This is a genomic window from Cohnella silvisoli (assembly GCF_021190915.1).
Lineage (GTDB): Bacteria > Bacillota > Bacilli > Paenibacillales > Paenibacillaceae > Cohnella > Cohnella silvisoli.
Genome location: NZ_JAIOAP010000001.1, coordinates 296,749 through 308,719, shown reverse-complemented (window position 1 = coordinate 308,719; position 11,971 = coordinate 296,749). Strand labels below are relative to the sequence as shown.

Here is an 11,971-nt window from a genome sequence, read left to right as displayed (position 1 = left end):
TCCTAGTAGATTTCCATTTCGCTCAATTGCAGACGATAGCTGTTGCTGTCGTTCGGATTCGACCGCAAGCTCGTCGCCTCAAGCTTCACATAACGGGCAGATGAGGCAGTGAACGCGAAGCTTTGGACGGCATTGCCCGGCTTGGCGTAGCCTGTTCGCGTCACAACCGTTGTCCAGTTCACATTGTCGGACGACACCTGGATCGTAAAGTCGACTGGGAACCCGTACCCTGTATTGACGCCGTCATTCCGCGGATACAGATCGACTTTGGCCACAGTTTTGCTAGCGCCCAAATCCAGCTTGATAGATTCCGTATGGTTCGTCGCCAGCGAATTTTGACTGGTGTAGCCGCTGGATCCGCTTACCGAATTCAGCTGACCGTCATTGATCCGGCTAATGCCCCAGTCGCTGCTTTCCCCTGAGCTGGAGGCGGTCGGAGTCGCGCCGAATGCCAGGTTGCCAAGCCGCTTAATATACGTTTTGGTCATATTCCAATACATGAAATTGTCGATAACACCGCTTTTGTTGTACCATTTCTCCGTCGTACCGGTTACATTCGAGGTGTCAGTTACGGCCACGATATTGTCTTCCCTGTACTCGTTGTATGACGTAATCATGACGATTTTCGGCTTCGGATTTTTCTGCATCACTCTGTCCCAAGCCTTCAGCGAATAATAATCGCCCTGCTCGCGAGAGATCGGCGTAAAACCGGACACATGGTTATTCCAGCCCGGCATGACGTTCATGACATTGTCGTCCGCAATCGTCCCCGAAGCCGGCGTATACCACCCGTAAAATCCGGCAGGGCTTTCCCCTTCGGCATAACGCACTGTAAATTTATTGGAATTGGTTTTGTTTCCCGTCCAGTTCTGCCATGCCGACCGGTCCGTGCTGTTGCAATACAGAATCAGGAGCGGCTTGCCGTCCAGGTAGAAATAGTTTTGCGTGCCACCGTTGGCCGTGTTCACGAATTTGTCCCATACTTCGCCCGCTTCGAATTCCACGGATGCCGGGTCGTGCGTATACTGGATGTCGCCGATCGCCAGCGTGTACTTGATCGATCGGTTGCCCGCGGTGTTGTTCCAATTATTGATTCTCGAAGTTACGGTTCGTGCGCGTTCGTAAATATACCCGTCGTCCACGTAAATGCCGTTCGTTTCGTCGAACAACAGGAAATCAATGCCGGCACCGGATATCGTCGCCAAATGCTCGTCGATCACGGCCGGGTCGTTGCTGTCGTAAGTTTGATAGGAGCCGAGTGTAAGCGGTCTGTACTTAATATCCCAGGCCGTCCAGCTATCATGAAGATTGAGCTTGAAATAATGGTAAGGTTCAACTTTCCACGTTCCCGTGGCGGCATAGTAGGCAACAGATGCCTTCCAGTTGTAGGCGTCTCCCGTTACATTCGCCTGGAACACTTTCGTCGCGCCATTGCCGAATCCGGAATTCACAACATGAGAGCTGCTTGATAAGCTCTGCGTGAACTTGTTATACGTAGCGGCGTACCAATCCCCGCTTTTCCCGTCCCCGTTCATATCCGAGTTGAAAAATACGTAAGCGTCGGCGTACCCATCGCCATTACCGTCGGAGACGAGTTGGGCTTGCGAACCGACCCCGTGCCCTGTCTTCCATTGCGTATACGATTGAAATGACGTTCCCGACGACCGGGCGGAGAACCAAGTGCCTGTATCGCCGAAGTACACGATCGCATCTTGTTTCCCGTCTCCGTTCACATCGCCGAATAGTTGATTGTTGGAGCCCGTGCCGTGCCCGGTGATCCACATCGTGTAGCTGTTAAATCCTGTTCCATTCGAGGTTGCGACATACCAGCTCCCCGCCGCATTAAAAAAGACGATCGAATCGGCTTTGCCATCGCCATTTACATCCGCCATGAACTGTTTGGCTGAGCCGATGCCGTGACCGGTAATCCATGTCGTCGGCGTATTAAAGCCGGTGCCGTTCGACAGCGCGACTTCCCAAGTCCCCGTAGACCCGGTATACGCGATCGCGTCCAGCTTGCCGTCGCCATTGGCATCGGCCAGAAACTGGGCAGTAGAGCCGGTGCCGTGTCCCGTTCTCCAAGAGGAACCCGTATTGAATCCGTTTCCATTCGAAAGCGCAACCGTCCACGTCCCTGTGCTTCCCGCGAAAACAACCGCATCATCCTTGCCGTCGCCATTGACATCGCCTACAAGCTGATTCGTGCTCCCGCTTCCTAGACCGGTCGCCCAAGTCGAGGCGACTGCCGGTTTCTTGGCGTACCAAGTGCTGTACCACATGCCGACTGTCGGTACGGCGGCGGCCGCACTTTGCGCTGCGGCGGCAATACCTACAATTAATGAAAAACTAAGCAGCACAGCCATTCGCATTTTTCTCATCATCATGAACCTCCTCGCAAAAATGTTTGGATAGCCATCACCTCCCCCTGCCTGGCGCCAAACGGCCAAAGCAGGGAGCGGTGCAAAACAGGTTATTGCGCTGTCTTCGAGGCTACGTATTCCGTGAGTTGGCGATTGATTTCCGTTTCGATTTTCTCAAGTCCTGCGGCTTTCAGCCTCGCGACGAGATCGTCAACCGCTTTGTCTACATCCTTCACCGCGCCAAGCTGGATCGGATAAGCATATTGCTTGATGACGCTTGTGTAGTTGGCGAGTTCGGTTTTGAACGATTCGGCATCGATGTTGAAGCTGTCGGGCAAATACGATACTGCATGTTCCTGCAGCGCTTTTTTCATGTCGATATAGCCTTGCGTGTAGTTTTCCAGCGGCGGCCATTGATCGCGGTTGTTGGCCCACCAGCCTGCTCCGTACATCGGATAAGGATTTTTCGCCGTGTCGATGCCAGGCCCGAGCGCTAGCTTGCCGTCGTCTTTGATGACATAGTTTTTGCCTTCAATACCGAACGCGAGCAGCATATTGTAGGATTTATCCTCGTTGAGCAGGTCAAGCGCCATGAGCGCGCGCTCGTAGTTTTTGGATTTCGGCGAGATTGAAAATCCGTTGCCTGTCGACGGCCGCTGCAGCGCTGTGCCCTTCGATGTTACTTGCGGCAGCGCGCCGACCTCCCAGCCTTTGCCCGCCATGTCGGTGGCATACTGCGGATAGTTCTCGAATGCATTGGCCCACATACCCGTTTTACCGGCTTTTCCGAGATCGCCAGACGACGTTTTTTGCGCGAATGCGTTTTTCGGAATATAACCCGCATCGCGGAAACGCTTCATCACTTTGCCGGCATTTTTGAAGTTTTCGACATAGTCGGGGTCCAAGAAACTTTTGACCGTGTTGGACGCATCGTCAGGGTTATACCAATACGTGTCTTGCTTGTTATTGCTGAACATGTAATCGCCCATAAACATCGAGAACAATCCTCTGACATCATCGGCGGTTCCGTCTACCGGAAGCATGGACTTCTCGTTGTCTTTCAGCGCTTTGAAGTACGCTTCCAAATCTGCCGGCGTCTTGATCTCGGGCACATTGTACTTCTTGCGAAGATCCTCCCGGAAAAAGATCGAGCCGACGCCAAGCTCCTTAAAGCTTTGCGGAATCATGTACAATTTGCCATTGACGAGCGCATCCCCCCATACCGATTTGGTCGATGCGGCAGTCGTAAGCGGCATGTACTTCTCGATATCGGCCATTGGAATTTCGCGATAAGCGCCCTTGGTCGCGTTGCTGCCGTAGTCGATGCTGCCGTAGATGACGTCCCAATCGCCCGGAGACGCCAGCACAAGCGGGTATTTCGTCTTAATGTCGCCGAACGGAATGTACGTCAGCTCGATCGTCGCATTGATGTCCGCCTCAAGCTTCTTGTTTACCTCAGCCATAACGGCCGCTCCGTCCTGGGGCTGCTCGCCTAACAGCGTAAACTTGAGCGTCACTTTCTCCAGCGACGCATCCTTCGACGACGCGGGCTCGCTCGCGCTGGCAGAAGGCTGAGTGGAAGCGGACGATGGCGGATTGCTGCTCCCGTTGCTGGCGTCGCCGCCATTGTTGCTTTTGCTGCACGCTGACAGCGCAAGCGTGGCGCACATGGCCGCCGCTAGCATTAGACCTAACCCTTTATTCATGCGATACTACCTCCCAAGTGTAAGCTGTGTAATATGTTAAACCGCCACGTTCGCGGGCTTAACCTTTCACTGCGCCGATCGTGAGTCCGGCGACGAAATGCTTCTGAACGAACGGATAAAGAAAAATGATCGGGCCTGTCGCGACAATCGTCAGCGCCAGCTTTAACGTCTCGCCCGGCAAATCGATGACGGCCACCGCTGCGTTCTGAGACAAAATTTGCTGTGAGAAACGGGCAAACGTTAAAATCTTGTAAAGCAAATATTGCAAAGGGATGATTTTATCGTTGGTGACGAAGAGCAGAGAAGTGTACCAATCGTTCCAATAGCCTAGCGCGATGAACAGCCCTATAGCTGCCAGCACCGGCTTCAGCAATGGTAGAACGATGCTCATGAAAATTTTGAAATCGTTGGCGCCGTCGATTTTGGCTGATTCCGAGATCGAATCCGGGACGCTGCCTGCGATATAGGTGCGGATAATCAAAATGTAAATGACGTTAAACATGCCGGACAGCAGCAAGATCGTAAAGCTGTTGTCGATCTTCAAATAATTTTTGATCATTAAATAATAAGGAACCAATCCGCCGTTAAACAGCGTGGTGAAAAACAGATAGAATGCCAGCGCATTCCGATATTTGACGTCCTTCCGCGCCAACACGTAAGCGGCCATCGAGGAAAAGTAGAGCGAGATAAGCGTTCCTGCACCCGTGATGAAAATCGATACGCCATAGGCGCGCAATATGGCAGCAGGGCTGTCGAAGACGTAACGATAGGCGGTGAAATCGAGTTGCTCGGGAATAAGCGAGAACCCGTTGCGCAGAACCGAATCTTCCGACTGCAACGAGCCCATGAGCACCATCAGAAAGGGGATGACGCAACCTGCGGCGATCACGCCGATCATGATATAAGCAAATACGTTCAGAATAATTTCGTCGCGTCCTCTTGACATCCGCATATCCTCCTTTGAATAAATAACGCGTGATTAAAACAGCGCGTTATCGCTATTTTTTCTTTTGACCAGCCAGTTGACAGAGACGATGATGATAAAGCTCAGCACGGATTGGTAGACGCCGGCGGCGGAAGCCATCCCGAAATCGTTCATTTGTACGAGCGAACGGAATACTAGAGTGTCGATAATATCTGTCTTTTCCAGCAGCAATCCGTTATCGCCGATCAATTGATAGAACATATCGAACTCGCCGCGCATAATTCTGGACAAGCCAAGCAGCAGCAAAATGACAATGGTCGGCCAAAGCATCGGAAGCGTAATTCGCCAAATGCGTTGAAAAATATTCGCGCCGTCTATTTGGGCCGACTCGTAGCTTTCATGATCGATGCCCATAATCGCGGAAAGATAAAGCACCGTCGTAAACCCGATTCCTTTCCAGACGTAGAACAGGGGCAGCAAATACATCCAGGCGTTCGGATTTCCGTATATATCGACCGGAACGAGATCCAGTTTTTTGAGAATCGTGTTCAGCACGCCGTAGTCATAGTTGAAAATGTTGAACGCGATCGCGGCAACCGTTACCCACGAGATGAAATAGGGCAGGAACATAAACGTCTGCGCTATTTTTTTGAAGTATTTCCCCGTCATTTCGGCGAGCAATACGGCAGCGAACACCGATGCCGCCGTACTAAGCGCAAGGAAAACGATATTGTATAAAACCGTATTTTGCGTGACCTGCCACAGCTTGCCCGATTCGTAGAAATACCTGAAGTTCGTCCAGCCGTTCCACTTGCTGCCGAATATGCCGCCGTTATAGGTGAACTCCTTGAAAGCGATCACAATTCCCGGCATCGGGAGATACGCCATCACAAGAAAATAAAGGCCTACCGGAAGAAACATCATATACAACACTTTGTTTTTCAATAGCTCATAGAGAAAGGCTGATCTTTTCGCTGATTTCATTACGGAGCCTCCAGTTGCACGTTATGGAAACGCTTAACCAAAGTGTATACGATCGCTTAGCGGATGTATTTAGCACATATCCGTTTCCAAGCACGCATATTTCTTAAGCCGTTCAAGAGTTTCCTCGCCGAATTTGCACATTATTGAAAAACCGCCAAGGACGATTCGCATCGCCTTGACGGTTTGTTACAGCCGGATCCGTAATCCGTGTATCCGAAGTTGTCGACCTGGAACCGCTATTGTTAAAACCCTTACTGCGCCGTTACCTTAATGTTGTCGATAATGCCTTCCTCGACAGCGGTGTCGACGCGGAAGCCAATGTTGCCGCGTGCGAACGTCGTATCGGTCGTTGTGTCGACCAGCACACCGTTCACATACGTCTTGATCGTGGAACCATTGGCTTCGATCTTGACGTTATACGTTGTGTTGGCGACGAAACCGGCATTCACTTCCTTGATGAGCGTCCATACGCCGTTCACCTTCTTATGCGGACGCAGCTTGCCGTTCGCCGCCACTTGCCACATATAAAAGTTGTTATCGTCCGTGCTGCGGAAGACGAGGCCGACCGCGCTCTTCGTGACCTTGACGTCGGACTCGAACGCGTAGTTCGTCCAATCGTAGCCGCCTTTCGCGTTGCGGATTCGCTCGTTGGCGGTTACACGGAATTCGCCGTTCTGGATAGCGCTGCTATCCGTGTATACCCACTTGCTCAAGTCTCCGCTGAAATCGTCGGAGAACAAGCCGGTCGTAGCGGTTTCAGACGTGTTGTGGTACAACTGGACTTCTGCAAACTGCATGCGATAGCTGTTGCTGTCGTTCGGATTCGCACGGAGGCTCGTTCCGTTTATCCTGACATAACGCGCTGCTTGTCTTCCGAACGTAAAGGCTTGAACGGCGCTGCCCGGATTGGCGTAAGCGGTGCGCGTTACGACCGGCGTCCAGTTCGTATTGTCGGCGGAAATTTGCACCTGGAAGTCGACGGGGAAACCGTAGCCCGCATTGACGCCGTCATTGCGCGGGAACATGCGGATTTCGTTGACGACGTTAAGCGCGCCCAAGTCGATAGTGACCCACTCCGTATGGTTCGACGTCAGGCTGTCGTTGCTCGACCAGCCCGCGGAGCCGGCAACCGTGCCAGTTTGTCCGTCAACTAACGCCGATCTGGACCAACCATATGCCTCGACTGAACTAGAGGAAGATACGCTGCGGTTCAACGCCAGATTGTATTCGGGGTTGAAGCCGACCGGCAACGCGTACAATCTGCCTTCGCCCGGAGCGTAGGTGGAGGAAATCACTCCCGTCGTCGCGTTGTAGTTCGTGGCCACTTCCAGTCCCGTCGATTTGGAAACTTCGGTTACTGTGGACGGCTTTGGATTCAAGTTGAAGGACAGCGACAGCGTATCCGTCAACGTTCTGTTGACAACCATCACATAGTGCCTGCCGTTCGGATGTTTGAAATGCGAGACGATGACGTTGGCGCTCGAGTTGGCAGGCTTCCAGAAGAAATTGTCCGGAATCGGCACGGCATTGCTCGCCATGACGCCGTTGTGGTAGACGCTTTGGGAAGTCAGCTTGACGAGCGTCGGCCCGAGCTGCTCGATTTCTCCGTTGATCGTCTGAATCGGCGCGTACAAATCCGTCTTATTGCCGTTCGGGTCGATAATGGCGTTGGTGAACGGTTCGGGGCGTCCGGTCGGGGTCCACCAAGTGAACCAGTACAGCGCCTTAATGCCGTAAGCTACGTTCGTGTATACGTTGTATCTCAGCTCGTTGACATTCGGCCTCCGTAGCGAGTTCGGGATACCTACCGATTGGAGGTAAGAGCCGGTGCGCACATTATATTTTAAGCCGGCTTGCCGAATATACTCCAGGTTCTGAAAATAATCCGCTCCGAACGACCCAACTGCAGCTTTCCAAGGATAGTTATCGTACGCCAACGTCTTCAGATTGGAGGCGCCTACCGCTTCAACCCACTGGTTCAAGTATCCCGGATAATCCACGAAGCCGTAGTAGGTCGGCAGCAAGTTGACGTAAGGCTCCGAACCGGGGTGGTTATACAAGAATCGGTTATATGCCCGGGCGAATCCGGCGAACGTAGATGGCAAAGGCTCGTCCTTGACGTAGTAGCCAAATGTGGCCGCGTTGCTCTTATAATCACTGGCAATCGCATCGATTTGCGCGTTCGTTGCACTGTCGAGCGAATGGCTTCGGGAATCAGCCACGGAAACCTGGATGCCTCTCGTGCTTGCGAGGTTCAGCATATTGATGTTCTCGGCGACCGTATCCAGATCCGTGGAATCCACGTTGTGGATGAGATTGATGTGCGCGTCGCGGATATAGTCGAGCTGGGTAGCGTTGGAATAGGCGCTGGTCGGCGGCCAGAAAATCCCGATTTGAAAATCCTCTGAAGCCGCGCTCGCGTTGGACGGTCCTGCGAACACGAACGCTGACGCCAATAGACATACGGCTAGCAGCGAGTTGATTTGTTTTCTCATTACGGATTCCTCCCATCATTTATTTGGGGCATGCTCCATGCAGACTTACGACAAGCAACCACTCGTTCTTCGATAAATGGCGACACCTCCAATCGTTAAATGAAACGAGTACAAGCCTGAAAGCGCTTTACATCCTTAATATGAGAGTATAGCGCGCAAATGAACAGGCTGCATAATTCAGAAATACCCCCTTTTATTCGGCATTGTTGCGCGCGGCAGGAAAAAACCAGGGAATACCGAGCCATTTTCTGTTCGAAGGCAACGGTTATTCCCTGGCGAAAGCTTCACCTCTTGAAAATTTCAAAACTGTATAAGGAGTACCCCCAGGCTGTGCCCCTTTCTATCCCGTACATCCTGACGTATCTGGCATTGGTGTCCTTCAGACGAATGACGTCCAGCCCGCCGTCTCCTGATACGTTCTGGTATACGTCTGTCCAGGTCGAGGCGTTATTGGACACTTGAATTTTGTAGTTTTTGCCGTAAGCCGTCTCCCAGAGCAGTCTGATTTCATTGAAGCTCTGCTCCGAGCCCAAATCGACATAGATCCATTGCGGATCAACACCATTCGGGCTTGACCACCTGGTCGTCGCATTGCCGTCGGTTGCATTGCTCGCCACCAGACCGCTGTCAACAGCCGAAGAGGTCGCAGGTTTGGAAAGCGCCATATTGGCCGGAGTCGGGTTGTCGCTGTATACGCCGAATTCATAAAGCGAATATCCGTATGCCGTTCCTCGTTCCGTGCCGAGCATGCGTACGTATCTGGCGCTCGTGTTGGCGAAAGAGATATCGTCAATGCCGCCGTTGCCGCTCGTCGTCGCATAGACGTCGGACCAATTCACCTCATCGGCCGATACCTGGATTTTGTACGATTTGGCATTGGCCGTTTCCCAATGGAGCTGCACCCGGTTAACGGTCATCGTTTGCCCCAGATCGATGCTGACCCATTGCGGATCGACGCCTTCCGCGCTCGACCATCTTGTCATCGCGTTACCGTCCAGTACTTTGTTAGCGCTTGTCGATGACGGAAATACGGAGGACGCTTTGGCTGTCTTGTTCAACGCGTAATTGTCTTCCATCGGCGGGTCGTAATATACGCCGAATTCCCAAAGCGAATATCCATATGGCGTCGCTCTTTGCGTACCATGAACCCGCACATACCTTGCCGTTGTCGTAGGCACAACAACTTCATCGATCCCGCCGTCCCCCGAAGCGGTTGAATAAATCGTGTTCCAGTTCGTCGCGTCGTTAGACACTGCGATCGTGTAGGCCGAGGCGTATGCGACTTCCCATTTCAACTTAATGCGGTTAAGGCTGGATGGCGACCCCAGGTCTACGTAAATCCATTGCGGATCAACTCCCTCCGCGCTCGCCCATCTCGTTTGGGCTGATCCGTCGACTGCCGCCATGCCGGGATAGTTGCCGTTCACCGTCGACGAGACGGTTACCGGTCGCGTCAATGCCAGATTGACGGACGGATCGTTGCCTAGCGTCGTCAGACCGGGCGCTGAACCGACTAACGCGGTACGGTTGATAAACGCCGGATAGCCTTCGACGGAACGCGGCCCGCCCCAAGTGAACTCGGCCACCATCTTGATCGGAGGAGCGATCACCTTGTCGATTTCAAGCTCCGTAAAGCCCTTGTTTAATGAAATGTCGTTCCAGTTGTTGAATTTCGCCCCCAGAATATGCGGGTCGCTCGGCGAAAGCTGGCTTGACGTGCCGAATGCGTCGAACATATACGGCTGCCAGCTCGGATACAAATTGACGTTGTTCGGCTGCCATTCCGTACCCGGCACGCTGTACAGGTTCGCGGCCGAGGAGTTGATGATAGAGAACCCTCGCTGCGATACGGATTGAATATTGGTTGCCAGCCAAGCGTCATAAACGATATCGGTATCGATCGGAATGTTGCCGGGAAGCGTGTCGAACCAGGCCCATACGCGCGTATGCTTCCCTTTGCTTTTCAGATAGGTGTTATAATCATTGATGAACTTGCGATACAGCTCCCCAGCGGTCGAATAGCCTTGAGACAACGCGTAATTATGCGTGCGCGGATCCGAGTCCACATTCGCGTCTCCATATGGGAACCCCCTGGCATCGTTCGGGGTTTCATCCGCTCCGATATGGAAGTCCGGAGCCTCGAACAGAGGCACAAATTCGTCAAGCAAATTGTTCACGAATGTAAAGGTTGCCGGAAGCGACAAGTCGATCACATTGCTCCAGGTTTGATTTTTAATCGCAGGGTTATAAGTCGTCATGGATAGAGCATGGCCAGGCAAGTCAATTTCTGGCGTGATCGTGACATGGTATTTGCGTCCTGCATCCTGTATGGCGGCAATATCGGCATGACTGTAGCTTTGTGCCGCAGCCAAGCCCGGATAGGTCGTGCTTTGTAGACGGAACGCGCTGTCATCGGAGAAATGAATGTGAAGATCGTTGATCTTGTGGAAGGATAGAAATTTGATATAGTCCTTAATAAAATCAACGGTGAAGTACTTGCGTGCAACATCCAGCATAAAGGCGCGTTCCGGATAAGCCGCATAGTCCCGGGCCGTCCCATTGGGCATGCTGATCTTGCCGGGGCTTTGATTCAGCAATTGCAGCGCGGTTCGCGTGCCATAGAAGACGCCTTTGGCGGTGTTGGCTTTAATGGTTGTGTACCCGGCGACCTGCAGAATATATCCTTCGTTCCCGATTCCGGTATCGGAATTGTTTAAGGTCAGGAATATATCCCCCGCCTGAGGAGTCGTCGTTGTTACAATGCTAAGCGTATGGCCGTTCAGTGCCAGAACATCATCGCGGAACGTCTGGGCCGTATCCGTCAACGCAGAAATGTAAGCGCTGTCAATAGCAATCCGAGAACCGGTTACAAGGCTGAAAATCCCCGTGGAGCTCGCCCATTCCCGCAAGCTTGGCACAACGTTCGGCGCTTCTCCTAATGTGTAAATTTCGGAAACATAATCATATCCCTGCAGCCCTGTCGTACTGCCTAGATAGTAGGCGGTTGCAGAATGCGTGCTGGCTGCATACGCCCATACGCCGACGTTCTCCGTCGCTCCGTTTAGCACCCACAAATACGAACCGGCCGGCAAATTGGCGAAATTCAGCGTCAGCCATGCATTGTCGGTAAAGTTCGTATACGTCTGGGCGGCGACCGGTGTTCCGGCGACCGTCGTCGCGTAATCGGAGCGCCACTTGTACAGACTTAACGTCAGATTGCCGATGTTGTTCGAATAACTCGGACACAATACCCTGAGCGAATTGAACGTTTGATCGGCGTTAAACTGCTCGCCTCTCGACTGACCTGACCCGATGGCCATCGCGGTGAACGTGCCGTCGTTTGAATAGAGCTTGCTCCAACCCGCTTGCCCTGCGGCACTACCGGTATCCGGAAACCAAAACAGGAGGCCCGTTAACAACAGAGATGCAAAGATAAGTAGCCGGAACGAGCCAAACAACTTGGACAACGCGCAACATGCCGAATTTTGCTTCATCATTTTC

Annotated in this window: 6 protein-coding genes; all 6 read right to left on the bottom strand. The window is 52.6% G+C overall.

From position 1 onward, the window contains the following. Positions 1–2: 2 nt before the first annotated feature. Complete coding sequence (locus tag K7P76_RS01270) at positions 3–2,384, bottom strand: FG-GAP-like repeat-containing protein (protein WP_232182260.1); 2,382 nt, start codon at positions 2,382–2,384, stop codon at positions 3–5. An 86-nt stretch (positions 2,385–2,470) separates the two neighbouring features. Continuing rightward, the gene (locus K7P76_RS01265; protein ID WP_232182259.1) at positions 2,471–4,066 is read right to left on the bottom strand and encodes an ABC transporter substrate-binding protein; all 1,596 of its coding nucleotides are present in this window, start codon (positions 4,064–4,066) and stop codon (positions 2,471–2,473) included. Positions 4,067–4,124: 58 nt separating this feature from the next. Beyond that, entirely contained in the window at positions 4,125–5,012 is an 888-nt protein-coding gene (locus K7P76_RS01260; protein ID WP_232182258.1) for a carbohydrate ABC transporter permease, read from the bottom strand. Positions 5,013–5,045: 33 nt separating this feature from the next. Beyond that, the gene (locus K7P76_RS01255) at positions 5,046–5,975 is read right to left on the bottom strand and encodes an ABC transporter permease (RefSeq protein ID WP_232182257.1); all 930 of its coding nucleotides are present in this window, start codon (positions 5,973–5,975) and stop codon (positions 5,046–5,048) included. A gap of 251 nt (positions 5,976–6,226) precedes the next feature. Beyond that, complete coding sequence (locus tag K7P76_RS01250; protein WP_232182256.1) at positions 6,227–8,470, bottom strand: discoidin domain-containing protein; 2,244 nt, start codon at positions 8,468–8,470, stop codon at positions 6,227–6,229. Between the two features lie 284 nt (positions 8,471–8,754). Then, positions 8,755–11,967, bottom strand: coding sequence for a discoidin domain-containing protein (locus K7P76_RS01245; RefSeq protein WP_232182255.1), 3,213 nt, complete (start codon positions 11,965–11,967; stop codon positions 8,755–8,757). Positions 11,968–11,971 lie beyond the last annotated feature (4 nt).

Bases quoted from the DNA above. Each gene is read 5' to 3' on its own strand.
- K7P76_RS01270 (WP_232182260.1), bottom strand. From the start codon at position 2,384: ATGATGATGAGAAAAATGCGAATGGCTGTGCTGCTTAGTTTTTCATTA.
- K7P76_RS01250 (WP_232182256.1), bottom strand. From the start codon at position 8,470: ATGAGAAAACAAATCAACTCGCTGCTAGCCGTATGTCTATTGGCGTCA.
- K7P76_RS01245 (WP_232182255.1), bottom strand. From the start codon at position 11,967: ATGATGAAGCAAAATTCGGCATGTTGCGCGTTGTCCAAGTTGTTTGGC.
- K7P76_RS01265 (WP_232182259.1), bottom strand. From the start codon at position 4,066: ATGAATAAAGGGTTAGGTCTAATGCTAGCGGCGGCCATGTGCGCCACG.
- K7P76_RS01255 (WP_232182257.1), bottom strand. From the start codon at position 5,975: ATGAAATCAGCGAAAAGATCAGCCTTTCTCTATGAGCTATTGAAAAAC.
- K7P76_RS01260 (WP_232182258.1), bottom strand. From the start codon at position 5,012: ATGTCAAGAGGACGCGACGAAATTATTCTGAACGTATTTGCTTATATC.